The sequence below is a fragment of the Acinetobacter sp. TSRC1-2 genome (assembly GCF_049895885.1).
In the GTDB taxonomy this organism is placed as follows: Bacteria; Pseudomonadota; Gammaproteobacteria; order Pseudomonadales; family Moraxellaceae; genus Acinetobacter.
The window spans coordinates 435,911-460,702 of the sequence record NZ_JAFCTF010000001.1; the positions used below are offsets into that span (position 1 = coordinate 435,911).

The following is a 24,792-nucleotide window of genomic DNA, read 5'->3' on the forward strand; positions in this document are numbered from 1 at the left end:
CCTTAAAGACAATCATCGAAACTATTGGGACAAAATGCTATATTGATTATTTTAGAGGAGGCAGATTGAATGGCGCTACCCATGATTGGACTGTACGTTTATCCAAATATCAATCCCTTCCATTTCTCTATTCCGCACATTATTTTTAATATTAAACTTGAAGATCAACCTCTATTTGAGATGAAAATATTCTCGCTGGACGGTCAACCGGTAACAACAGAACAATCCATGATGATTATTCCTGATGGCGGAATCGAACTCATGCAGAATGCTGATGTCATTATTATTCCGGGATGGGATGATTTGAATCACAAGCCCGAACAGGTGCTTATAGATGGACTAAATCAAGCTTATCAGACTAGAACTAAAATTGTGGGTCTATGCTATGGCACCTATGCACTGGCTTATGCAGGTTTACTCGATCATAAAAAGGCAGCGACACACTGGATGGCTGAACACGATTTTAGTGAACGCTTTCCACAGATTCAGCTCGATCGCGATGCGCTATACGTAGAAGATCAAAGAATCATTACTTCTGCAGGAACAGGTGCGGCTCTGGACTGCTGCCTGTACTTGGTACGTGAAATTTATAATGCGCAAATTGCCAATAAAGTATCGAGGGTCATGGTCATTCCACCGCATCGTGAGGGCGGACAGGCTCAGTTCATTGAACAGCCCGTGGCAAAGTCGAGTCAAGATGCACAAATCAATCTCTTACTTGATTTTTTAAGAAAGAATTTAGCAGATCAGCATCGTCTTGAAGACTTGGCTGAGCAAACACACATGACACGTCGGACATTTACACGACATTTTAAGAAAGCTACTGGCATGACCTTAGTAGAATGGCTGAATACGGAAAGAATTCGATATAGCTGTGAACTTTTGGAAACCACACAGTTGTCGATTGAAAAAATCACCGAGCTTGCAGGATTTAATAATACAGTGGTTTTTAGGAAGAATTTCCGTGAAAAATATGGCACCAGCCCGCATGCATGGAGAAAAAACTTTGGCATTGGGCTTTTAAAATGATTTTTCACATTCTAGGCGGATTATTTAATTATTTTTATTTAGCATGAGTTGATCAAAACTTTTGCGCCAACCACACGGTATGCCCTGCACAGTCCTGATCTTCAGCCATCATTTTTACCACTTCAAAACCATGATCTTTCAATAATTGCCGATATTCATCCTGCGACAAACTGGCATGATATAAAGCATCGCCAAACATATCTCCAATCGCTTCTCCATGACTTGGCCCACTGCTAAACATCAATGCCGCTCCAAGCTTGGCATGTTTTTGAAAGTTCTGGAACATCGCCCGTTGATCATCAGGAGTCAGATGAAAAAAACTGTCCCACGCTAAAATACCCTGAAACTTTTGTCCTAAATCTAGCTGACGCATGTCTGCCTGAATCCAGTGCTGTTCAGGAAAGTTTTGTTCTGCCATTTCAATCATGACCTCAGAACTATCAATCCCCACCACCGAATGACCTTTTGCAATTAAATAGGCAGCAATAGGTTTCGCTGAACCACAACCTAAATCAAGGATTGTTGAATGCTCTGGAAGGAGTGAAAGAAAATGATCGAGCCATGCTTTCTCATAAAGAAATTGACCACGCAATTCTGTCCATGCACGGGCATGTTTTTTATAGATTTCAATTATATTTTGTGCAAATTCAGACTGATCTTTCATCATCGAAGTTTTCATATTTTTAAAATAGTATACGCAGATTTAGATCGAGATTTGAAGATTTGAAGATTTAAAGATTTAAAGATTTAAAGATTTGACTTTATAAAATGTTATTAGAATGAGAAAAAAATAGAACAAAAAAAAAGAAGATAGAGCTTAAGCTTGATCTTCTTTCTGACCGTAAATCCATGTTGCTGCGATATATAAAGAAAAGCCAACGATTGAAACTACTGTAGTAATCATATACTTATTACACTTTAGATTTGATGCGCTCATTATGTAAAAGTTTTATGACAACTTTATGACAGTTCCATCATATTTAATACAACTCAAAATAACTGTATTAATTATTATTTTTCAATAATTTAAGTGAAAAATAAGTTCAAAATATTTTAATTTATGTTTTAAATGTAATATTTACTCTGAAATATGACAGTCTTTTGTCATATTTATGATAGAAATCCCTACAAAAATGACAGTTAACTTGAGTTGCAATTCGCTATTAAACTTTCGGCCAAAAAGCACTCAAAACGCCCACAGAACTTGCTTTTTATCTTATAATTTAGCCCGCTAGCTAACAGCCCGCTCAAGAGATATTTGATATGACAACTATTATCAAGCAAGATGACTTGATCACATCGGTAAAAGATGCGCTTCAGTTCATTTCTTACTATCATCCACAAGACTTTATCCAAGCGATGAGCCGTGCCTATGATCGTGAAGAGAACAAAGCCGCAAAAGACGCGATTGCACAAATCTTAATTAACTCTCGTATGTGTGCAGAAGGCCATCGTCCTATCTGTCAAGATACAGGAATTGTTAACGTATTTCTTGAAGTGGGCTTAGACGTTAAATTTGATTTAACCATGAGCCTAGATGACGCGATTAACGAAGGTGTACGTCAGGGTTATCTTGAAAACTCAAACATTCTTCGTGCATCTGTTTTAGCGGATCCTGCTTTTGGCCGTAAAAACACCAAAGACAATACCCCTGCTGTGATCCACTACAAACTCGTACCAGGCAACAAAGTAGACATTACTGTTGCTGCTAAGGGTGGTGGCTCAGAAAACAAATCTAAGCTTGCCATGTTGAACCCATCTGACTCAATCGTGGATTGGGTACTTAAAACTGTTCCGACGATGGGTGCAGGCTGGTGTCCTCCTGGTATGCTCGGTATTGGTATCGGTGGTACTGCTGAAAAAGCCATGATGCTTGCCAAAGAAGCATTGATGGAAGAAATCAACATGGACGAATTGCTTCGTCGTGGTCCACAAAGCAAAATGGAAGAACTCCGTATCGAGATCTTCGAAAAGGTAAATGCTTTAGGTATTGGCGCACAAGGTTTGGGTGGTTTAACCACTGTTCTTGATATCAAAATCAAAGACTACCCTTGCCACGCTGCGGGTAAACCAGTCGGTATGATTCCGAACTGTGCTGCAACGCGTCACGCACATTTCCAGTTAGACGGTTCAGGCATTGCGCATATTCAAGCACCGAAACTAGATGACTATCCTGCTGTAACTTGGGATTCATCGACATCTAAGCGTGTAAACTTAGACACCATTACACAAGAAGAAATGAATTCTTGGCAACCGGGCGATACATTATTGCTTAACGGTACAATCTACACCGGTCGTGACGCTGCGCACAAACGCATGTGTGAAATGTTAGATAACGGTGAAGAATTACCGGTAGACCTTAAAGGTAAGTTTATTTACTACGTTGGTCCAGTCGATCCGATTAGGGATGAAGTTGTGGGTCCTGCTGGTCCAACCACTGCGACACGTATGGACAAATTTACTCGCCAAGTTTTAGAAGCAACTGGCTTATATGGCATGATTGGTAAAGCAGACCGTGGTCCAACCGCTATTGAAGCAATTAAAGACAATAAAGCGACATATTTGATGGCTGTAGGCGGTGCTGCTTACCTGGTCTCTAAAGCTGTTCGTGAAGCTGAAGTTGTAGCTTTTGCTGACCTGGGTATGGAAGCAATCTACAAATTTGTTGTTGAAGATATGCCGGTATCTGTAGCGGTAGACGTGAATGGTACTTCTATCCATGCCACTGCACCAAAAATCTGGCAAGCAAAAATTGGTAAAATTCCAGTAGTTGATGCTGCTGCGGTTTAATTTTCCAAGCTAAAAAAGCACCCGAATGGGTGCTTTTTTTATGTCTATAGACAAATATTTCTTACTTAACATAAGACTGCTGGCCTTCAGTTTCACACTAAGAAATGTGTATTTACCATGTCCGTGGATCCCATAACTTAAAAGGTGTAGTCAGTTGTACATCTTCCGCAGGATCATATTTCACAGGTTTAAGCTTCTGAGCCTTTTTACGTACCTTACCTGTATTTGAATCTTGGGCCACAAAGTTAAAACTTTCTGACTTTAACTGGGTAAATGCAATTTCGTTTAAACCTGTTTTTTCAGGCACAATAACCAAAGGTCCAGAAATTTCACGACGAGTATTTAAATTTTCTTCATCATATTTAATAAAATAAGACTGCCTTGCTTCCACAGTAAAATCTAAATATTTAGGCTTTTGAAAATGCTGTACACCTACAGGACGGCTGGTCGACAAGCGATAGGTTCCTGCGGGCAATTCAATCCAATAATAATGATTATTTAATAAACTCGGAATACGCTCACTGTTAATAAAAAGACTGGATGCCACAATTTCTTGACGATTCCATTTACTGTCAGGACGATACATATACACAATGGCCGCTTGCTCACTTTGTGCTTGTACCGGTCGAAAACGTTGTCCTACTTTTTGATTGACCCAACCACCAATAGTAAACATACCAAAACGGTATTGTTCCAATAGACTCGGTTCATGTTCAGTATTTACAGGTTTTAAGGTTGATGTTGCTTGAGCATGTTCAATAGCGGATTTGCCATGACAACCCATTAAAATAATACTTGCACAGACTGCAATACAGACTCCACGCATGATTTTCCCTCACTGCGTATTTTTTATTTTTGTACTCAATTAAACACTTAATTTTTCGCTAGATCGATCGCGACATTAATTTGAGTTAGTTGATCTTATTTATACATCCACATTTAGGATTTGAGATTAACATTACAGTTTATTTTTGGAAATAAAAAACGTGCGAAAACACCAGTTTTCCGCACGTTTCAGACGAATAGCGAATTAAGCAGATTTAGAATTTACAACTTTCAAATCTACTTTAGGCACAGCTTCAGTTTCTGCTTTAGGTTGACGCTCTGCCTTTAACTCTGGCTTTCCTTCACCACTAATCACCGCATCATTTATGATCACAGTACCAACATCGGTACGGCTTGGTAAATCATACATGGTTTCAAGTAAAGAATTTTCCAGGATTGAACGCAGACCACGTGCCCCTGTATTACGTTCTAAGGCTTTTTTCGCAATAGCGCGCAATGCAGAATCTTCAAACACAAGATCAACATTTTCCATACCGAATAAATATTGGTATTGGCGTGTTAAGGCATTTTTTGGCTCAGTCAGAATCTGCATAAGTGCTTCTTCATCCAACTCTTCCAAAGTTGCAATAACCGGTAGACGACCAATGAATTCTGGAATTAAACCAAATTTCACCAAGTCATTTGCTTCCACTTGACGGAATAAATCAGACAATTTTTTACTTTCGTCTTTTTTCTTCACATCTGCTGTGAAACCAATCCCGCCTTTTTCTTGACGTTGTTGTACAATTTTCTCTAAACCTGAAAATGCACCGCCACAAATAAACAAGATATTCGAGGTATCAATCTGAATGAACTCTTGTTGCGGATGCTTACGACCACCTTGTGGTGGAATTGAAGCAACCGTACCTTCAATCATTTTTAATAATGCTTGCTGAACACCTTCACCCGATACATCACGGGTAATCGATGGGTTTTCAGACTTACGGGTAATCTTGTCGATTTCATCGATATAGATAATACCTTTTTGCGCTTTTTCTACATCGTAATCCGCTTTTTGAAGAAGTTTTTGTACGATGTTTTCAACGTCTTCACCCACATAACCTGCTTCGGTTAAAGTCGTTGCATCTGCCATGGCAAATGGAACATCGAGAAGACGTGCTAAAGTTTGTGCAAGTAAAGTTTTACCTGAACCTGTTGGTCCCACCAGCAAAATATTACTTTTCGCAAGTTCTACAGCATCATCAGATTTATGACCTGAATTGGTGACTTTTAAACGTTTGTAGTGGTTATATACCGCAACTGAAAGCGTTTTTTTGGCAACATCTTGACCAATGACATATTGATCTAATGCAGCACGAATTTCATGTGGTTTTGGCAAAGGCTTAGTTGCCCAATCACCCGATTCAACTTGTTGACTGGTCTGGACTAAATCTAAGCATACGTCCACACACTCATTACAGATGTAAGCGTCTTCACCTGCAATCAGTTTCCCGACTTCAGACTGCGTTTTACCGCAAAATGAACAATGCTTTTGTCCTTGAGGATGTTCGGACATATTTACTCCAATATTAAAATCTGAAAATTATGGACGTTTACTTAACACTTCATCCACGAGACCGTATTCTTTAGCAGCTTGTGCTGTCATAAAGTTGTCACGGTCAGTATCTCTTGCAACAGTTTCATAGTCTTGACCACTATGCTCTGCCATTAAACGGTTTAAACGTTCTTTAATGAATAGAATTTCACGTGCGTGAATTTCAATATCCGATGCTTGACCACGGAAACCACCGAGTGGTTGGTGAATCATGACACGAGCATTTTCTAAGCAATAACGCTTACCTTTTGCACCGGCATTCAATAAGAACGCGCCCATAGAGGCTGCTTGACCCATACAGTAAGTCACAACATCAGGCTTGATGAATTGCATGGTATCGTAAATGGCCATACCGGCAGTCACAGACCCACCTGGTGAATTAATATAAAGGTGTATATCTTTATCTGGGTTCTCTGCTTCTAAAAACAACATCTGCGCAACAATTAAGTTCGCCATGTTGTCTTCAACTTCACCGCTCATAAAGATGACACGCTCACGTAAAAGACGTGAAAAAATATCAAAAGAACGCTCACCACGAGAAGATTGTTCTACGACCATTGGTACTAAAGCGCTATCAATTGTTGGAACATACATACGTTATTTATTCCTAAATTTTTTGTTACTCAACCCATATTCACAATATGAGGGATAATTGTCGAAATTGCAAAATATTCCCAATTAAATAACAGATATTTTTTGCATACACATTGTGAATTCAGGATATTTTCAAGATAAGCTGCATATATAAAAAAAGGCGCATGATGCGCCTTTTTTCGATCAGCTAAACTTAGCCTTGTTGACGAGCTTGTTGCTCTTTCAACAATTCTTCGTAGCTTACAGCTGTATCAGTCACTTTAGCAGACGCTAAAATGTGATCAACGATTTGATCTTCTAACACAACCGCTTCAATTTGAGCACGTTGCTGTTTGTCATTTTTGAAGTATTCAATCACTTCAGTCGGATCTTCATAAGAAGAAGCCATGTCGTCGATGTAAGCTTCAACGCGAGCAGCATCAACTTCAATTTTAGCATCCGCTAAAACTTTGCTGACCAATACACCCAATTTAACTGCTTTTTCAGCTTGTTCTTTAAACAAGTCATCTGGAAGCATGCTGCTGTCAAATGCTTGCGCACCTTGAGCACCAAACTGTTGAGTGAATTGTTGAATCATTTGTTGACGTTGACGGTCAATCTCTTGAGCCAACATAGACTCAGGAACTTCAACTTCGTTTGCAGCTACAAGCGCGTCAAAAGTCGCCGCTTTAACTTGGTTACGAAGACCGTTCTTCACTTCACGATTCATGTTTTTGCGAACGTCAGCTTTTAATTTTTCAACGCCTTCTTCTTCAGTTAAACCAAAGATTTTCAAGAATTCAGCATCAATTTCTGGAAGTTTTGATTTTTCAACTTGCTTAACAGTGATTTTGAACTGCGCAGCTTTACCAGCAAGGTTTTCAGCTTGGTAGTCTTCAGGGAAAGTTACATCAATAACTTTCTCTTCGCCTTTCTTCATACCAACGATACCGTCTTCGAAGCCAGGAATCATACGACCAGAACCTAAAACAAGTTTAAAGTCTTCAGCAGTACCGCCTTCAAACTTCTCACCGTCAACAGTACCTTCGAAATCGAAAGTTACTTGCATGTCTTTTTTAGCCATGCCTTTGGTTTCAGCCCAAGTTTGACGTTGTTTTTGAAGGTTTTCAATCATTTGGTCAACGTCTTTATCGTTAACTTCAGTTGTTTTACGTTCAACTTCCAAAGCGTCAAAAGCTTTCACTTCAACTTCTGGATAAACTTCTACAGTTGCTTGGTAAACAAGAGCATCTTCTTTGTTTTCAACTTTATCAATGTTTGGCATGCCAACAGCATTGATTTTTTCTTGCTGAATTGCTTCGAATACTGTGTCACGAATTACATCGTTCACAACTTCTTGATAAATGCCTGCGCCATATTCACGACGTACAACATTTAAAGGCACTTTACCTGGACGGAAGCCGTTGATCTTCACAGTTTTAGCAGTGCGTTTTAAACGAGCTTCAAATTGCTCGTTCACACGGCTCGTCGGTACAGATACATTTAAACGACGGGCAACGCCCGAAACCGCTTCAGAAGTTACTTGCATGGCTTCCTCGATATAGAAATAGTAATTGCAATTTTGAAAGTGCCATATTATATGACAACATTGGAAGATATACAAAACAGGATGATTTAACCATTAAATTTTAAGCTTTCTTCTGATAAAAATCCGCTTTTATTTCAATTTTCTAACATTTCATTGGCCAAACACGTTCATTTTGTATGTGCTTTAGCTGTAATCGTAATTTTTTTAAAGTTTCCTTAATTTTGACTCCTTTGCTGATTTAATTTAACAGCCTATATTAGAGTTGCATCACGCCCTTTTAGGAATAATGAAAAAATGTGCATCAACTTGTAACAATCTTAATTATTGAAAGTCCCTTTTTGAATGGCGTTGCAAAATTTATAACTCACTAACGCCGTTTTTCTAGAATCCTTTCATCCTATTTATCATCCAAAACAAAAACGGATGAACTCTGTGTAATTTCATTACAAGACATCTAGAACAAGGTTTAGTAGCGTCTCAACTCGAGTGAAATAGAGTGTTGATAATGGCTGATACTTTGGTTTAGCTATTAGACTCGTACCGATCTTCTAGAAATGAGGCCATACATTTGAACCTAAAATTGCTTCCTACTTTTGGCATTAATCTAGAAGTCAAAAAACTTGTGATAGGTCTATGCCCTGATATTTAAATCAAACTCTTCCCAAGGAATGAACTTATGAGATGTAATAAACACGATGTAACATTAAAATAACTGTTCGGCATCATGAATTGCTTAAAAAAATGCTAAATATTAGCATTATTAAAATTCACAATTACAAATAAAAAATCAATAGGTTTTTTAAATACATATTTAAAATCATATGATTGAATGAAATTTAACTCATCGAACTATTCAATATAGAAATCGTTAATATAATAATGATCGTAAACTCCAATTCAATTTAATAGTTATAAAAAATAAGAATCATTATTATTCTCATACATTTTCACAGTACACATTTTGAGTTAGAAATGGCCTTCATTAAAACACGCAAAAAAATCGTATCTTCTGCGATTGTGTCATCACTTTCAGTCATGGCAGGGAATGCAATTGCACAAGATCAAGTTGCTCAACTTGATACTATTCGTACGCAAGCAGAAGCAGAACAAACACTAAAAGTAGATAAATCTGCGAATTCTAAGTTTGTGGCTCCGCTACTTGATACGCCTAAATCAGTTTCTATTATTTCTAAACAGCTGATTGCCGATACTCAAGTAACAACTTTAAGCGATGCTTTGCGTACTGTACCTGGGATTACCTTAGGTGCAGGTGAAGGTGGTAACCCAAATGGCGACCGTCCATTTATTCGTGGTTATAACTCTGAAAGTTCGATGTATGTAGATGGCGTGCGTAGCGCAACTTCGCAAAACCGTGAAATGTTTGCGATTGAACAAGTTGAAGTGACTAAAGGTTCTGCCTCTGCAATGGGTGGTGCGGGTACTACTGGCGGTAGCATCAACATGATTTCTAAAGTTGCTAAAAAAGGTGACTCATTAGAAGGTTCTATTGGTGCAGGTACAGACAATTACCAACGTATAACTTTAGACGGTAACAAAGATTTCGGTAACGGTATTGCTGCTCGTGTGGCTGTTATGGGGCACCATAATGAAAAAGCTGGCCAGGCGGATGGTGCTGAATATAAACGTGCCGGGATTGCACCCAGTATTACTTTTGGTCTGGACAGCCCGACCCGTGCAACTTTAAGTTATTACTACCTCAAAACCGATGATACGCCTGATTCGGGTATTCCTTATAACAATCCTTTCTCAGCAACCAATCAACCAGCTCGAGTTTCTGAAAATGGCAACGGTAAACCTATTGATGTTAAACAGGGGCAATACTACGGCTGGGAAGATCGCGATTTCCAAAAACAGGAAAACCACAGCGGTACCATCAAACTGGAATACGACCTGACCGATAACCTGACCATCAGCAATACCGCTGTTTATAACAAGTCTAAAAACGATTACCTGTGGACCAATCCAGATAATTCCCGAGGCAATTTTTATCAACCTGGCGGTGCTTTAACGGGTAATGTCTGGGCTCGTGCCAACTCTCGTGTTGCCGATACCGATACTTTTACTGACCAATTGGCTTTAACCGGCAAGTTCAATACCGGCATGCTACAACACAGCTTTAACTTGGGTGCTGAATATAGCGACCAAGAAACAGACCGCACTCAATACATTATTAATGGTGCAAATGCTACTGGTAATGCATATCAAGCATGTCCAAGCACAGCACCTTCGGGTTGGTGTACTTCGGTACAAAACCCTAACCGTGGAGCATGGACAGGCACTTTAAGCACAGAGGGTGCTGACCAATACAACATTCAAACTAAATCTACTTCTGTTTATTTCCTGGATAGCATTAAGTTTAATCCACAATGGATTTTGGACCTCGGTGTTCGTTGGGACAAATTTGATACCGAGCAAACCATGATTGCGGGTCGCACAAATACGAGTATTGCACCAGGCAGCGTCCGCAAAGCAGAAAATGACAAAGATTTCTTCAACTATCAGGCAGGCATCACATTTAAGCCTGTAGAAAATGGCTCCATTTATGCAAGCTATGCGACTTCAGCCAATCCGGTCGGTGTCGATGGTGGTGATGGTTCTGAAGCATTTAGCAATCAAAGTGGTACTGTGAGCCTAGACCAAGCGAATCAGATCAATAATCTAAAACCTGAAGAAGTGCGTACCATGGAGTTAGGCACGAAATGGGATGTCCTGAATGACAGACTCAACCTGACTGCAGCCATTTTCCGTACAGAAAAAACCAATACCCGCGCCGTAGATTTTGATGGTTTCACGCGTAATATTGGTGAAACACGGGTTGATGGGATTGAATTGGGTGCGAGTGGTAACATCACCGACAAATGGGCACTATCTGCAGGTTATACTTACCTAGACAGCGAATTGGTTGATGATGGTGTGGGTACCAATGAGGGGAAACAAGTTCAAAGCGTGGCGAAAAACAGCGCGACACTATGGACGACTTACCAAGTTTTACCAGAGTTAACGCTGGGTGCTGGTGCAACAGCCATGGATAAAGTCTATGGTGATGCTGCCAATACCAAATATGTACCGGGTTATGTTCGTTACGACGCCATGGCACGTTACAACGTCAACAAAAATGTGGACTTACAACTTAACCTAAACAACTTGTCTGACGAACGTTACTTCACCAAAGCATTTTCTAATCACTATGCAACTGAAGCAGAAGGTCGTAGCGCAGTATTATCGCTAAACTTCAAATACTAAGTTCAATTAAAACCATAAATAACTTATGGGATTTGATTCAAAATAGCCTCATAATGAGGCTATTTTTATAGCTATACAAAATTCATTCTTCCAAAGGTGTATTGCCGTGATCCATCATATTCCTAACGTCCTGACTAAAGAACAAGTTCAATATTTTCGTGAAGAAATGAATAAAATTGAATGGGTGAATGGTAAAGTCACTGCGGGTACACTTTCAGCCACAGTTAAACAAAACCAACAGCTGCCTGAAGATCTGCCGCTGACCGATCATTTAAGTACCATTATTTTAGAATCTTTAGGTCAGCATCCTTTATTTTTGTCTGCGGCCATTCCTTTAGACATTATTCCTCCGCTGTTTAATCGTTATGAAAATAATGAAGCCTTTGGATTCCATGTCGACAATTCGATTCGTCGAATCAGAGGAACGAATGAGCGTTTACGTACGGACCTGTCCTGCACGGTTTTTTTAAGCGAGCCAGAAGAATATGAAGGTGGGGATTTAGTCATAGAAGACACTTATGGCTATCATGAAGTCAAGCTGCCGGCCGGCGACATGATTCTCTACCCTTCGACCAGCTTACATGAAGTCACGCCTGTGACCTCGGGTTGTCGTATTGCATCATTCTTTTGGGTGCAAAGCATGATTCGTGATGAGGCTGAACGTCATATGCTGTTTAATCTTGATCAAAGCATTCAGAACTTGCGCATGCAATTGGGCGACCAACATGATGAAGTGATTAAATTAACTAATCTTTATCATAATTTAATGCGTAAGTGGGCTGAACTTTAATTTCTATAGCGCAAACGATAATAGGCTGCTGAAATTTTATATCAGTCAGCCTAATCAATTAATTATAAATATTTTACCTTTTAGGCAAATTCAAGTTCACTCGTATCGTTTTTCCCTTTAAGCATGATTGCTTTATTTAATTAACAACCTTGAATTAAGTCATATTTCCATCAATTTAAATTACAATTCGATATTTATCACTATTGTTAATGATAATAATTATCATTAGAATTCGCATTAATTGTTACAGGCCATAACAATATCTCCACTTTTACTGCTATTTTTGCCAATTTTAAAGGTGGGAAAGCAGTAATGGAATTTTGTCATATACAATATTAGGGATTAGCTACAATGGCACAGATTAAAAGTCGCAAACACAATCGAAATGCTCAACTGGTTGCTTTAGCGGCATCTCTTCCCCTCATGGCTCATGCAGCAAATACACAAGATGTTACTCAGCTTCCAACCATTACAGTAAAGTCAGATGCCGAAAATAAATATAAAGCAGATAGAGTGAGCTCGCCTAAATATACTCAACCCCTGGTAGATACCCCGCAAACCGTTTCAGTCATTAAAAAAGAATTATTAAAAGAACAAGGTGCAACCTCCCTAGTTGAGGCCTTAAGAAATACCCCGGGTATTACCCTGCAACTCGGTGAAAATGGTAATACCAGTGCAGGGGATGCTTTTCAAATGCGGGGTTTTTCCACTCAAACATCCACTTATGTCGATGGTATTCGTGATCTGGGTGCTGTTACTCGGGATGTATTTAATCTGGAACAGATTGAAGTAGTCAAAGGCCCTTCTGGTGCAGAAGCAGGACGTGGATCGGCATCAGGTTATATTAACCTCGCCACAAAACTTCCTCAGACAGAAAATAGCCGAGAAGTCTCTGCAACTTATAATACCGCTGAGCATGCGCGTCTTGCTGCTGATATGAATCAAGTCATCAATAGTAGTACTGCTTTTCGTTTAAATGCGATGGGACAAGACGGCGGTGTTGAAGGTCGTGATTTTATTGAAAACAATAGCTGGGCCATTGCCCCTTCAATTGCTTTCGGTCTAGATAGCGACACGCGTCTATATCTCTATTCACAGCATATTCGTCAACGTAATATTCCAGATGGTGGCATTCCGACTGTCGGCATGGAAGGTTTTTACAATACAGATTCAACTTTAGCTTCAGCACCTAAAGTCAACCGTGAAAATTATTATGGTCATGTGAATGATTATGAAGATGTCGATGCAGACATGTTCACTGCAAAAATTGAAAGTGATTTGGCAGAAAACCTGAAACTGACCAATATTACCCGTGCAGGCAAAACCAGCATGCAACGGATATTAACCGGGATTAATAGCCTCAGCACCAACGGTTCAACTAATCCTAACGACTGGACAGTGAGCCGCTCTCGTCAAGGGGTGGATCAGGAAAATAAAATTCTCGCTAACCAGACGACTTTAAATTTAAATTTAAAAACTGGTGCTATCGAACATGATGTGGTTGTAGGACTGGAATTCCTGAAAGAACAGCAACATAACAACACCATGGCCACGCAAATGCCGGGGCAAACTACGATTACCACTACACCCGCAAATTTATATCATCCTGATCGCAATCAGGCTTTACCGGACTTGGTTTATACAGGTGGCTACACCCATGGTGAAACAGATACTGCCGCAGCTTATTTATTTGATACGCTAAAATTTGGTGAACGTTTCCAGCTGAATGGGGGTGTGCGTCTCGATTATTATGACACTGAATATGATGCTTTGACCCTGCCATCAGGTAGCAGTAGCTTAGTACCTGCCAATTTTGCTGCACACGATACTTTGGTTAGCTGGAAACTGGGAGGGCTATATAAACCGACATCTTATAGCAGTGTCTATGCTTCTTATGCCAAATCACTGACTCCTCCGGGAAGTACAAACTTTAGCCTTTCAGCAGAAGGGATTAACAGTGCAGCTGCGAAACCACAGGAAACCAACCACTATGAAGTTGGAACAAAGTGGGATCTGCTCAATGATCAATTGGCGATCAATGCTGCTGCTTATTACACTGAAAATGAAAACCAGTTTACTCAGGATGCGATTACCAGAGAATCCATTCAGGAAGGTAAAACAACCGTCAAAGGTATAGAACTCAGTGCTGTAGGTAAAATCACGGAGGCATGGAATGTCTCTGCGGGTGTTGCCCATATGAAAACCAAGCAAGAAGACCAGTTAAGTGTTAATGCAACCACTGGAGCAATTACCAATACCAATAACGTACGCTGGTCACCCGAGTGGACTGCAAGTTTATGGTCTACTTATGACGTTGCAGGCTTTAAATTGGGTCTAGGTGCACGCTATGTAGACGAACAAAAACGTGTGATTACGGACAGTACTGCGGCTACACCTATGCCAAGTATTCCGAGCTATGTGGTATTTGACGCCATGGCCGGTTATACCCTCAATAAAAATGCCTCAGTAAATTTGAATGTTTATAACTTGGCAGATAAAGAATATATCAGCACCTTAAATAATGGCGGTGGTCGTGTGGTATTGGGTCAACCACGTTCAGCAGCGTTGACCTTTAATTATAAATTTTAAGCAATTCGCTAAGTCTGATCAGATTGAGTATAAATGTAGTGTGTTGGAGCCAATGCACTACATTATTTTTTTAGATTCAAGCCATTCAAGGGATGCATAAAGCTGATGATGTTACATATTCCTGAAATTTTAACCAAACAGCAGGTTATCGAATTACGCCAGCAGCTGGATGTCAGCCATGCCTGGATTCAGGGTCAGCAGAGCGCAGGCTCTCAGGCTCAAAAAATAAAAAATAATCTGCAAATTGATGTAAACAGCATTATCTATCAGTCCCTATCGCCTAAGATCTTGCAAGCCTTACAACGAAATGCGCAGGTAAAGTCAGCGGCACTCCCAAAGCACATACTCTCGCCTTTGTTTAACTGCTATCAAGATGAGGGCAATTATGGCAATCATGTCGACAGTGCGGTGCAATATTCAGATGCGACAGGGCATGCAATTCGTACCGATGTTTCGATCACCCTGTTTTTATCTGAACCGGATGAATATGGAGGCGGTGAACTGATTATTGAAGATAATTATGGCAGCCATGAAGTAAAACTTGATGCAGGAGATGCCATTCTCTACCCTGCCACCAGTTTACATCGGGTTGAACCGGTGACTCGCGGTAAACGGATTGCTGCATTTACCTGGTTGCAAAGCATGGTGAAAGATGACTGGCAACGCAGTATGTTATTCAATCTAGATATGACTATTATGAAACTACGACTACAAGTGGGCGATTCGGAAGAAATTATCAGCTTAACCAGTCATTATCATAATTTATTGCGCCAATGGGGCGATCTATGAAACCAGTTATACCGCTTAACCCCTTCAACCAAATTCCAGCACATTTACAAACCCTTGCCGATTACGAACAACAGGCTGAAAAACACCTTCCTGAAAGTACATGGCACTACTTACAAGGCGGTGCGATGGATGAAGTTAGCATTCAAGAAAACTTGGATCAATTCAAAAAAATCCAGCTGATTCCAAGACATTTAAATGACCTGACTCAAGGCAATACTGCCTGTAAAATTTTAGGTCAAACTTATCCGCATCCTATCTTTTTGGCACCGATTGGCCATCAACAACTGTTCCATGCCGATGCTGAACTGGCGACGGCTTTAGCGGCTGAAGTATTACAAAGTAATCTAATTTTAAGTACCTTTAGCAATACCGATATGCGTAGCCTCAAAGTGGAAAATCCTTATAAATGGTTTCAACTTTACTGGCAAGGCGATCGTGAAAAATCATTGGCATTGGTTAAACTCGCTGAACAGCAAAATTTCAAAGCTCTGGTGATTACGATAGATTCACCGCATAGTGGTATCCGTGATCGTGAACGTCGAGTGTTTTTCCAGTTACCTGCAGGGATGCAACACCCGCATACCCCTGCGCATATTCCATTGCCTGAAATTGGTGAAGATCAACATCCGGTATTTAACGGCCTCATGCAGATTGCGCCGAGGTGGCAGGACATTGAATGGATTATTGCAAATACTTCTTTGCCGGTCATTTTAAAAGGGGTGGTTCATCCCAAAGATGCAGAAATTGCGATTCAATGCGGTATTCAAGGACTGATAATTTCCAATCATGGTGGGCGGGTTTTAGATAGCTGTATTTCGCCACTCACTGCCCTGCAACGTATTAAAGCAGTGGTGCCTCAGGATTTCCCTTTAATTGTCGATGGTGGAATTCGTCGTGGAACCGATGTTTTTAAGGCGCTGGCTTTAGGCGCAACAGCGGTCTGTATTGGTCGACCTTATATTCATGGTTTAGCAGTTGCCGGTGCCTTAGGGGTGGCCCATGTGATTAAAATCTTGAAGGAAGAATTTGAGATTACGATGGCTTTAGCGGGAACTGCAACATTAAACGAGATTACTTCCGATTATATTTTTCACAAATAACCAAATTAAAGGAAAATATTTCCCATAAAGTTGTTATAAACGCAAAAATAGAAAATTATTTTCGGAATAAGTGGATTAATATTTAGTTATAGATTTTCAAATGCTGCGATAAAGCTAAGTCGTAATAATTTATCAATATTTTACGACTTTTTGACTAAAACACCCGAAGCAGTGCTTGTAAATTGTTAGAATAGACACAATCTATATTCGTAGTACGTTGCCGTTATCCACGATTAAAAGCAATACATGCTACACAAGGAGTTACCTCATGATGTTGGCTGATCCAAGTAAAAAATATCGTCGCATGTATCAACGTGTAGACTTGCCAGACCGTCAATGGCCAAATAAAGAAATCAATCAAGCGCCAATTTGGATGAGCACCGACCTTCGTGACGGTAACCAAGCGATTTTCGAACCGATGGATTTGGAACAAAAATTTAAAATGTTCCAGATGTTGGTAAAAATTGGCTTTAAACATATTGAAATTGGTTTCCCTTCTGCGTCGCAAATTGACTTTGATTTCACGCGTAAATTGATTGAAGAAAATCATATTCCAGATGATGTGTATATTGAAGTTTTGGTTCAGGCGCGTGATCATTTGATTCAACGTACTTTTGAGTCGTTGGTGGGTGCAAAACGTGCCATTGTGCATATCTACAATTCAAACTCACCGACTTTCCGTGAAAAAGTCTTGAATGTTGATGTGAATGGTGCCAAACAACTGGCCATTAATGCCGCGAACAAAGTCAAAGAATATGCAGCGCAATATCCTGAAACTGAATGGGTGTTCCAATACAGCCCTGAATGTTTCTCGGCAACTGAATTGGAAGTGGCGAAAGACGTTTGCGATGCGGTGACTGAAATCTGGGAAGCGTCACCCGACAATAAAGTAATCTTGAACTTGCCTGCAACAGTTGAAGTTTCCGGTCCTCACGTTTATGCCGACCAGATTGAATGGATGCACCGTAATATTCAGCGTCGTGATGGTGTGATCATTTCTGTGCACTGTCACAATGACCGTGGTTGTGGTATCGCTGCATCAGAATTGGCAATCATGGCCGGTGCTGACCGAGTTGAAGGCTGTGTATTTGGTAATGGCGAACGTACAGGTAACGTGGACGTTGCAGCAATTGCCTTGAACATGTATACCCAAGGTGTTGCACCAAACTTGGACTTCTCCAACATTAACGAAATTATTGCCACCATTGAAGAATGCACTGGCTTGCCCGTTCATCCGCGCCATCCGTATGCCGGCGACTTGGTGTTCACCGCATTCTCTGGTTCGCATCAGGATGCGATCAAGAAAGGTTTTGAGTTCCAGAAGAACCAAGAAATGTGGGATATGCCTTACTTGCCAATCGACCCTAAAGACTTGGGTCGTGACTATGATGCGGTGATTCGCGTCAATTCACAGTCAGGTAAAGGCGGTATTTCTTACTTGTTAGAATCAAATTACAACGTGGTATTACCACGTCGATTACAAATTGAATTCTCACAAGCGGTTCAGCAAGTGACAGATGAACAGGCGAAAGAAATTTCAGCACAAGATATCTGGGCTTTGTTCAAACAGAATTATGTTGCAACTAAAGATGGGCATTATTCTACCAAAAACTACAAATTGTCTGATGAAAACGGCAATCAAGTGGTTGAGCTAGATATCGACATTAATGGGGAAACCCAGCAATTACGTGGTGAAGGTAACGGTCCGATTTCTGCCATCTTGAATGCCTTACAATTGCCAATTGACGTGTTGACCTATGAAGAACGTAGCATTGGCTCGGGTGCTCACGCCAAAGCCTTGGCTTTAATTGAGCTTCAAGTGAAAGGGACAGGTAAATCTGCATTCGGTGCGGGTATTCACGACAATATTGTGACTGCTTCAATCGAAGCGATTATTGCCTGCACCAATCGTTTGATTGAGCAAGGTGTACTCAGCACAGAACAGGTTGTTGTGGCTGCCGTATAAGTATTAGCAATAATATTTAGCACTAAAATGACTTTAGAAGGATACCCTCAAGTGGTATCCTTTTGTTTATACATCCTAAAGATTTAAGGCGAATTATTCCTGTGTCTTTTCCAACTGACTCAGTGGGTCTAATTACCCCACAAAAGTTCTCATTCGAAGAGCCGTTAGAGCTTGAATGTGGTCGCATTCTCCCTCGTTTCGAAATCATGGTTGAAACCTACGGTACGCTTAATGCAGATAAATCCAATGCGATTCTGATTTGCCATGCGTTGTCCGGACATCATCATGCTGCAGGCTATCATCATGAAGATGATAAAAAACCAGGTTGGTGGGATGCCTGTATTGGCCCCGGTAAAGCGATTGATACCTCTAAATTTTTCGTAGTTGCCTTAAATAATATTGGTGGTTGCAGCGGATCTACCGGTCCAATCTCGCCCAATCCTGAAAATGACAATCGCCCTTATGGTCCAGATTTCCCTTTGGTTACTGTTCGTGACTGGGTGAAAACTCAAGCCATGCTGTCTGACCGTCTAGGGATTGAGGTCTGGTACTCGGTGATTGGGGGTTCACTTGGTGGCATGCAGGCCTTGCAATGGTCGGTGGATTACCCGGACCGTTTAAAAAACTGTGTGATTATTGCCAGTGCACCAAAACTGTCTGCACAGAATATTGCCTTTAACGAAGTTGCGCGTCAGTCGATTTTGTCCGATCCAGATTTCCATAATGGTCGTTATTTGGAAAATGACAGCTATCCAAAACGTGGCTTAATTTTGGCGCGTATGGTCGGTCATATTACCTATTTATCTGAAGAAGCCATGAAACAGAAATTTGGCCGTGACTTAAAGTCCGGCAAATTTATGTATGGTTTTGATGTCGAATTTCAGGTGGAAAGCTATTTGCGTTATCAAGGTGAGCAATTCAGCCGTAACTTTGATGCCAATACTTACCTGATTATGACCAAGGCACTGGATTATTTTGATCCTGCACGTGAATATGAATTGTCTTTAACCAAGGCGATGGCAAATACCAAATGCCGCTTCCTAGTGGTTTCATTCACCACGGATTGGCGTTTTACCCCGCAGCGTTCACAAGAAATTGTGGATGCCCTCATCACCAATCATAAACCTGTCAGCTATGTCGATATTGATGCAGAACAAGGTCATGACTCGTTCCTGTTCCCTATTCCGCTTTACGTTAAATCATTACGTGCATTTTTAGGTGGCGCAGAACATCTTCAAGCAATACCTCAGGAGACTGTGTAATGCGTATCGATCATCAACTTGCAGAGACATGGATTAAACCTGATTCTAGCGTACTCGATTTAGGCTGTGGAGATGGTGAACTGCTGGCTCATATGGGCAAAAAGCACAACATTCGTGCATATGGATTAGAAATTGATCAGGAAAAGATTGCAATTGCGGTCAGTCGAGGGTTAAATATTATCCAACAAGACTTGAACCTCGGTTTAAGCCGCTTTGCAGACCAGTCATTTGACTATGTTGTAATGGCACAGGCTTTGCAAGCAGTAGATGCACCAGACGTATTATTGCGTGATATGGTGCGTGTGGGGAAACAGGCGATTATTACCTTCCCTAACTTTGCTCACTGGAAGACGCGTTCTTTCTTGGCCTTAAAAGGAATGATGCCTGTTTCAGAAGCTTTACCGTATATGTGGTATAACACACCTAATATCCACTTATGTACTTTCCGTGATTTTGAAGCCCTTTGTGCTGAAAATGACATCCGGATTATTAATCGACTCGCCGTGAATGGGGACCAACAAGGTAGTTTACTCAGTAAACATGTCCCGAATCTGTTTGGTGAAGTCGCTATTTATCGAGTGAGCGCACTATGAAAATAATATTATTAAGCACACTATTGGTTGGTTTTTTTAGCATTCAAGCTCATGCGGATTATGTTGCCTCTACCCCCTCTGTTTCCAGTCAAGCTGCGCAATATTCTGTAATGGATATCAATAGCCTGACTAAGGCGGCTAAATCTGGTCAAGCTGGTGCACAGTTTTATTTAGCGACCAAATACCAACACGGCAAAGACATCCAGAAAGATATACAGCAGGCATTTACCTGGTACAAAGCAGCTGCGGATCAAGGTCTTTCTGCTGCCCAATTGAATGTCGGTCGTATGCTGGCGGATGGTGTCGGCACCAAAAAAGACGAAGCCTTGGCCCGTAAATACTTTGAAAAAGCAGCAAGCCATGGCGACAACCGTGCCAGCTTTAATCTTGCGATGATGGAAGAGCAAAAGAAAAATTACGTAGGTGCATACCAGTGGTATGAACTGTCAACCCGTGATGGCATGCTCGACAATAAAGTTATTTCTCTTTCTGAAGGTAAAAAAACGGCTTTGGCTGCCAACTTGACCCAAGACCAAATTCGTATGGCGCGTGACCGTGCCGATAAATGGATTCAAGCACAATAATTTTGCCTGATTCTAAACAAGCACCTTCGGGTGCTTTTTTATTGCCTAAATTATTCAAATAAGTTTGCTAAAATACTCACCATTATTTTCAACTCAAGATTTACATAATGGCTTCTAAAGATTGGTTATCTCAAGGCACACTGGTACTTGCGAGTAATAACAAAGGTAAAATTGCAGAATTTGAAAAACTATTTGCAGAATTGAACTTGCCTGTCGAAGTTGTTGCTCAGGGCAAATTGAATATTGAAGATGCAATCGAAGACGGTTTAAGCTTTGTTGAAAATGCGATTATTAAAGCCCGTCATGCCTCTAAGATTTCAGGAAAACCGGCCATTGCAGATGACTCTGGTATTTGTGTTCCTGTTTTAGGTGGCGCGCCTGGCATTTATTCTGCGCGTTATGCAGGTGAGCATGGCAATGATGCTGCGAACAATGAAAAACTGTTAGCCGACCTAAAGCCGCTACGTAAAGACGGTAAAGCGATTGAGGGGATGTTCGTATGTGTACTTGCACTGGTACAACATGCAGATGATCCACTTCCACAAATTTTTCAGGGCATTTGGACAGGTGAAGTATTAGACGCTGCACGTGGCGAAAATGGGTTTGGTTATGATCCTTTGTTCTGGTTACCTGAACTGGGAATCTCAAGTGCAGAAATGTCGAAAGAAGATAAAAACAAAATCAGTCACCGTGGGCAAGCGATGCAGTTATTTAAGGCGAGTTTGGAGAAGTAATTCTGTCGCCTCATTTTTACTTGCACCCAGGTTTAAAGCAGTTCTTACACACGGGCTAAGGTGAGGAAAAATTCCTTCTCCCTTTGGGATAAGCATCCTCAACATATATGTTGAATGCTCAAGGGGATGAAGGTAAATTTGATCCAGAAAATATAAATACTTTCCCCTCTGCTTTCAAAAGATGAAAAGCACTGCTCTGGGAGAGTATCTAGACTAAATGCAATATTACCCCGTATAGCATGACCACGACACAACTCACTATCGTACCCGATGCAATATCTTTCGCTGAAGTCCCCGTGCCTTGATAGTGAGTTTCTAGTGCCACAATATTGGCCGCTGGCGGTAAACAGAACAATAAGAACATTACCCCAATATATTGTTCAATATTCGGTATCGGAATCAGCCAATATGTCAGTGCACACAGCACTACACCACAACCAAGTTTTAATACGGCAACACGACTACTCTGCAGTAAATCTTTTTTATACACTTTGGTCTGCTGTAACCACATCCCTAATACGCACATTCCAGTAAAGCTCATTCCAAGTTTAGCTAGGCCATAGATAAGATCAATCGATTGATGCAATTCCAAATGCTGCACACCCAATATTCGACAGATCAGTGCCAAACTTAATGCCATTATGGGGGGAGATTGCATGACTTTTTTTGCAATATCAGAGAGAGCTTGTTTGTCTGAACTAACAGAAGTGACGGCCCAAATATTACCAAAAATAGAACCGCCCACATATAAAGCCACCATCGGCGCACTAATTTCAGGGCCAAATAAAGCAATCGCAAAAGGAAAGCCCAGCCATGCCATATTTACATAGCTAAAACATAAAGCTTGCAATTGGTCTTTAAACAGTGCAAGGAAAAAATAGAAGAGTAATACCGCAACCACAAAGCTAAAGAGCATCAAACTCAAGCTGCCTGCTTGATAAAACACCATGTTGTAAATAATCACGACGGGAATAAAAAGTCGTGCCAATAGACTCGCAAACAGTGATTTTAAACGTGTTGAAAATTGGCTTGAAGCAAGTCCCCAGCCACATAAAAAGCCAAAAAATGGTAACAGCAAAGCCACAACATTACCCTGAGTGATCAATACAAATATGCTAGCACTGAATCAAGCACAACAGCAGATTAAATGCCTTTTGTCTTTAAACTGAAATTTTTCAGTCACATTGCTGTCATCGCAACATGTTCAGATGGTTCTAAATAAAAAATGAGTAAAGAACATGGCAGGATTATCGATTTGGCACGTTGTGATTTTTGCAATTGTGGTGATTTTATTGTTTGGAACATCAAAACTAAAAAATCTAGGCAAAGATGTCGGTGGTGCAGTCAAAGATTTTAAAAAGTCGATCAAGGAAGATGACGTAGCTACTTCGTCATTAAATGAACCTAAAACGATTGAACATCAAACCAGCCATTCTGATGTCAACTCTCCAGCAAAAACCCACTCAGGCTAAAACCTTATGCTCAATATTGGTATGACTGAACTGCTGGCTTTTGGCATTATTAGTTTATTGGTGCTTGGGCCAGATAAGCTTCCCGAAGCTGCACGTTTCGCGGGGAAATGGTACGCTAAAATCAAACGCACGATCAGCAATGTACAGAATGATATTGACCGCGAACTGCGTTTGTCTGAATTACGTGAACAGATGCAAAATGAAATGCAGCGGATTCAAGAGCTCGAACAAAAGATGCAAGCTCAAATGCATGAACTAAAACAACAATCACAACCTGCAAAATCACCAGTATTACAAAATGCAGTGCCCCATAATAAAAATGCTCCCACTATTTATAGTTTTATTAAACGACCTCAGCCTTTGTGCGTTTATTTGAGCATACAAAATGCTTGTAGCATTATGCCGTCAACAGAAAAGTCTTTAAACATCATGCCTCCAATTTCACAATTAAATGAATTAAAGGTGGCAGTATGAATACTCCTATAGAAAACCAGTTGCCAATCCCCTTTGCAGATCCACAACCATCAGATCTTGAAGAAATGCCGATTACCCGACATCTGATGGTCTTGCGTCAGCATCTGTTTAAAATTGTCGGTTTACTACTGGCACTATTTTTTTGCTTATTGCCTTTTGCCAATCACACCTATCAGCTTTTGTCTGAACCTTTACGTGCACAGCTCCCTGTTAGCTCATCAATGATTGCCACCGATGTCACGGCGACATTCATGGCACCGTTTAAGTTAAACTTCTTCGTCGCCTTGATGTTGGCCATGCCTTTCATCATTTATCAACTTTGGCGCTTTGTAAAACCTGCACTCTATGAAAAAGAAAAGACCTTAGCCATGCCTCTGCTGCTAGGTAGCATCAGCTTATTTTATGCAGGGATTGCTTTCGCCTATTTCGTTGCCCTGCCTTCTATTCTGCATTTTTTCATTAGCGTTTCACCAGAAACGGTCGCCCCAATGACCGACATTAACAGTTACTTGGCTTTTTGCTTAAAACTGTTCTTGGTATTTGGCTTTACCTTTGAAATTCCGATCATTACCTTAGTGCTGATTTTAATCGGGCTGGTTTCTACGCAACAATTAGTCGAAAAACGGCGTTTTATTGTGGTGGGCTGTTTCTTTGTCGCGATGTTCGTAACCCCACCCGATGCAATTTCCATGATCATGCTGGCCATTCCCATGTGGCTGTTATTTGAAATGGGGCTGTTCTTTGGCAAACTAATTGAAAAAAGAAGAGCTGCAGCAGCCTAGTTGAACATGAGTATCTTCAATTTAAGCAGGCTGACCGCCTGCTTTTTTCATGCTTTAGCGCAAAACACGTAA

At 40.7% G+C, this 24,792-nt stretch carries 21 protein-coding genes; 15 read left to right on the plus strand and 6 right to left on the minus strand.

The window, feature by feature from the left end; translation table 11 throughout:
* The first annotated feature begins 69 nt into the window (after positions 1-69).
* Positions 70-1,029 carry a GlxA family transcriptional regulator gene (locus ACP69Y_RS02035; protein WP_425915701.1) on the plus strand — a complete coding sequence of 320 codons (960 nt, stop codon included), beginning with the start codon at positions 70-72 and terminating at the stop codon, positions 1,027-1,029.
* A gap of 52 nt (positions 1,030-1,081) precedes the next feature.
* Here the strand turns inward: ACP69Y_RS02035 and ACP69Y_RS02040 are convergent, their stop codons facing one another.
* The gene (locus ACP69Y_RS02040; protein ID WP_425916060.1) at positions 1,082-1,693 is read right to left on the minus strand and encodes a class I SAM-dependent methyltransferase; all 612 of its coding nucleotides are present in this window, start codon (positions 1,691-1,693) and stop codon (positions 1,082-1,084) included.
* Positions 1,694-2,292: 599 nt separating this feature from the next.
* Between ACP69Y_RS02040 and ACP69Y_RS02045 the strand changes: the two genes are divergently transcribed.
* On the plus strand, positions 2,293-3,819 hold the full coding sequence (locus ACP69Y_RS02045; RefSeq protein WP_425915703.1) for a fumarate hydratase: 1,527 nt from the start codon (positions 2,293-2,295) through the stop codon (positions 3,817-3,819).
* A gap of 112 nt (positions 3,820-3,931) precedes the next feature.
* Here ACP69Y_RS02045 and ACP69Y_RS02050 read toward each other — a convergent pair whose 3' ends face one another.
* The 4 genes from ACP69Y_RS02050 to tig all read right to left on the minus strand — a co-directional run bounded on the left by ACP69Y_RS02050 (position 3,932) and on the right by tig (position 8,321).
* The gene (locus tag ACP69Y_RS02050) at positions 3,932-4,645 is read right to left on the minus strand and encodes a DUF2846 domain-containing protein (RefSeq protein ID WP_425915705.1); all 714 of its coding nucleotides are present in this window, start codon (positions 4,643-4,645) and stop codon (positions 3,932-3,934) included.
* A gap of 204 nt (positions 4,646-4,849) precedes the next feature.
* Positions 4,850-6,160, minus strand: coding sequence for an ATP-dependent protease ATP-binding subunit ClpX (gene clpX, locus ACP69Y_RS02055; RefSeq protein ID WP_425915707.1), 1,311 nt, complete (start codon positions 6,158-6,160; stop codon positions 4,850-4,852).
* Positions 6,161-6,187: 27 nt separating this feature from the next.
* Positions 6,188-6,793: an ATP-dependent Clp endopeptidase proteolytic subunit ClpP gene (gene clpP, locus ACP69Y_RS02060; protein WP_425915709.1), complete on the minus strand. Its 606-nt coding sequence runs from the start codon at positions 6,791-6,793 to the stop codon at positions 6,188-6,190.
* 193 nt (positions 6,794-6,986) lie between these two features.
* Complete coding sequence (gene tig / locus ACP69Y_RS02065; protein WP_425915711.1) at positions 6,987-8,321, minus strand: trigger factor; 1,335 nt, start codon at positions 8,319-8,321, stop codon at positions 6,987-6,989.
* A 972-nt stretch (positions 8,322-9,293) separates the two neighbouring features.
* Between tig and ACP69Y_RS02070 the strand changes: the two genes are divergently transcribed.
* The 10 genes from ACP69Y_RS02070 to rdgB all read left to right on the plus strand — a co-directional run bounded on the left by ACP69Y_RS02070 (position 9,294) and on the right by rdgB (position 21,992).
* Positions 9,294-11,585, plus strand: coding sequence for a TonB-dependent receptor (locus ACP69Y_RS02070; RefSeq protein WP_425915713.1), 2,292 nt, complete (start codon positions 9,294-9,296; stop codon positions 11,583-11,585).
* A 106-nt stretch (positions 11,586-11,691) separates the two neighbouring features.
* The gene (locus ACP69Y_RS02075) at positions 11,692-12,375 is read left to right on the plus strand and encodes a Fe2+-dependent dioxygenase (protein ID WP_425915715.1); all 684 of its coding nucleotides are present in this window, start codon (positions 11,692-11,694) and stop codon (positions 12,373-12,375) included.
* A gap of 351 nt (positions 12,376-12,726) precedes the next feature.
* The gene (locus ACP69Y_RS02080) at positions 12,727-14,964 is read left to right on the plus strand and encodes a catecholate siderophore receptor Fiu (protein WP_425915717.1); all 2,238 of its coding nucleotides are present in this window, start codon (positions 12,727-12,729) and stop codon (positions 14,962-14,964) included.
* A 105-nt stretch (positions 14,965-15,069) separates the two neighbouring features.
* Complete coding sequence (locus ACP69Y_RS02085; RefSeq protein WP_425915719.1) at positions 15,070-15,753, plus strand: Fe2+-dependent dioxygenase; 684 nt, start codon at positions 15,070-15,072, stop codon at positions 15,751-15,753.
* Positions 15,750-16,853, plus strand: a complete 1,104-nt coding sequence (locus tag ACP69Y_RS02090) for an alpha-hydroxy acid oxidase (RefSeq protein WP_425915721.1) — start codon at positions 15,750-15,752, stop codon at positions 16,851-16,853. The genes ACP69Y_RS02085 and ACP69Y_RS02090 overlap by 4 nt, the downstream gene beginning before the upstream one ends.
* A 268-nt stretch (positions 16,854-17,121) precedes the next feature.
* Positions 17,122-18,819: a 2-isopropylmalate synthase gene (gene leuA, locus ACP69Y_RS02095; RefSeq protein WP_425915723.1), complete on the plus strand. Its 1,698-nt coding sequence runs from the start codon at positions 17,122-17,124 to the stop codon at positions 18,817-18,819.
* A gap of 101 nt (positions 18,820-18,920) precedes the next feature.
* Positions 18,921-20,081 (plus strand): homoserine O-succinyltransferase MetX, encoded by a 1,161-nt coding sequence (gene metX, locus ACP69Y_RS02100; protein ID WP_425915725.1) that lies wholly within the window; start codon positions 18,921-18,923, stop codon positions 20,079-20,081.
* Positions 20,081-20,674: a methionine biosynthesis protein MetW gene (gene metW / locus ACP69Y_RS02105; RefSeq protein ID WP_131216490.1), complete on the plus strand. Its 594-nt coding sequence runs from the start codon at positions 20,081-20,083 to the stop codon at positions 20,672-20,674. Before metX ends, metW begins: the two co-directional genes overlap by 1 nt.
* Positions 20,671-21,258 carry a tetratricopeptide repeat protein gene (locus tag ACP69Y_RS02110; RefSeq protein WP_425915727.1) on the plus strand — a complete coding sequence of 196 codons (588 nt, stop codon included), beginning with the start codon at positions 20,671-20,673 and terminating at the stop codon, positions 21,256-21,258. The genes metW and ACP69Y_RS02110 overlap by 4 nt, the downstream gene beginning before the upstream one ends.
* A gap of 107 nt (positions 21,259-21,365) precedes the next feature.
* Complete coding sequence (gene rdgB / locus ACP69Y_RS02115; RefSeq protein WP_425915729.1) at positions 21,366-21,992, plus strand: RdgB/HAM1 family non-canonical purine NTP pyrophosphatase; 627 nt, start codon at positions 21,366-21,368, stop codon at positions 21,990-21,992.
* Between the two features lie 208 nt (positions 21,993-22,200).
* Here rdgB and ACP69Y_RS02120 read toward each other — a convergent pair whose 3' ends face one another.
* Positions 22,201-23,076 (minus strand): AEC family transporter, encoded by an 876-nt coding sequence (locus ACP69Y_RS02120; RefSeq protein ID WP_425915731.1) that lies wholly within the window; start codon positions 23,074-23,076, stop codon positions 22,201-22,203.
* Between the two features lie 154 nt (positions 23,077-23,230).
* Here ACP69Y_RS02120 and tatA point away from each other — a divergent pair, with 154 nt between their 5' ends.
* The 3 genes from tatA to tatC are packed head-to-tail and all read left to right on the plus strand — an operon-like array spanning position 23,231 to position 24,720.
* Positions 23,231-23,464 (plus strand): twin-arginine translocase TatA/TatE family subunit, encoded by a 234-nt coding sequence (tatA, locus tag ACP69Y_RS02125; RefSeq protein ID WP_425915733.1) that lies wholly within the window; start codon positions 23,231-23,233, stop codon positions 23,462-23,464.
* Positions 23,465-23,470: 6 nt separating this feature from the next.
* On the plus strand, positions 23,471-23,938 hold the full coding sequence (gene tatB / locus ACP69Y_RS02130; protein ID WP_425915735.1) for a Sec-independent protein translocase protein TatB: 468 nt from the start codon (positions 23,471-23,473) through the stop codon (positions 23,936-23,938).
* Positions 23,935-24,720, plus strand: a complete 786-nt coding sequence (gene tatC / locus ACP69Y_RS02135; protein ID WP_425915737.1) for a twin-arginine translocase subunit TatC — start codon at positions 23,935-23,937, stop codon at positions 24,718-24,720. Before tatB ends, tatC begins: the two co-directional genes overlap by 4 nt.
* The last annotated feature ends 72 nt before the right edge of the window (positions 24,721-24,792 follow it).

Coding starts and splice junctions, on each gene's coding strand:
- ACP69Y_RS02040 (WP_425916060.1), bottom strand. CDS start 1,693: ATGAAAGATCAGTCTGAATTTGCACAAAATATAATTGAAATCTATAAA.
- ACP69Y_RS02085 (WP_425915719.1), top strand. CDS start 15,070: ATGATGTTACATATTCCTGAAATTTTAACCAAACAGCAGGTTATCGAA.
- ACP69Y_RS02050 (WP_425915705.1), bottom strand. CDS start 4,645: ATGCGTGGAGTCTGTATTGCAGTCTGTGCAAGTATTATTTTAATGGGT.
- clpP (WP_425915709.1), bottom strand. CDS start 6,793: ATGTATGTTCCAACAATTGATAGCGCTTTAGTACCAATGGTCGTAGAA.
- ACP69Y_RS02080 (WP_425915717.1), top strand. CDS start 12,727: ATGGCACAGATTAAAAGTCGCAAACACAATCGAAATGCTCAACTGGTT.
- metW (WP_131216490.1), top strand. CDS start 20,081: ATGCGTATCGATCATCAACTTGCAGAGACATGGATTAAACCTGATTCT.
- tatC (WP_425915737.1), top strand. CDS start 23,935: ATGAATACTCCTATAGAAAACCAGTTGCCAATCCCCTTTGCAGATCCA.
- ACP69Y_RS02090 (WP_425915721.1), top strand. CDS start 15,750: ATGAAACCAGTTATACCGCTTAACCCCTTCAACCAAATTCCAGCACAT.
- rdgB (WP_425915729.1), top strand. CDS start 21,366: ATGGCTTCTAAAGATTGGTTATCTCAAGGCACACTGGTACTTGCGAGT.
- ACP69Y_RS02035 (WP_425915701.1), top strand. CDS start 70: ATGGCGCTACCCATGATTGGACTGTACGTTTATCCAAATATCAATCCC.
- tatA (WP_425915733.1), top strand. CDS start 23,231: ATGGCAGGATTATCGATTTGGCACGTTGTGATTTTTGCAATTGTGGTG.
- clpX (WP_425915707.1), bottom strand. CDS start 6,160: ATGTCCGAACATCCTCAAGGACAAAAGCATTGTTCATTTTGCGGTAAA.
- tig (WP_425915711.1), bottom strand. CDS start 8,321: ATGCAAGTAACTTCTGAAGCGGTTTCGGGCGTTGCCCGTCGTTTAAAT.
- ACP69Y_RS02110 (WP_425915727.1), top strand. CDS start 20,671: ATGAAAATAATATTATTAAGCACACTATTGGTTGGTTTTTTTAGCATT.
- tatB (WP_425915735.1), top strand. CDS start 23,471: ATGCTCAATATTGGTATGACTGAACTGCTGGCTTTTGGCATTATTAGT.
- ACP69Y_RS02070 (WP_425915713.1), top strand. CDS start 9,294: ATGGCCTTCATTAAAACACGCAAAAAAATCGTATCTTCTGCGATTGTG.
- leuA (WP_425915723.1), top strand. CDS start 17,122: ATGATGTTGGCTGATCCAAGTAAAAAATATCGTCGCATGTATCAACGT.
- ACP69Y_RS02045 (WP_425915703.1), top strand. CDS start 2,293: ATGACAACTATTATCAAGCAAGATGACTTGATCACATCGGTAAAAGAT.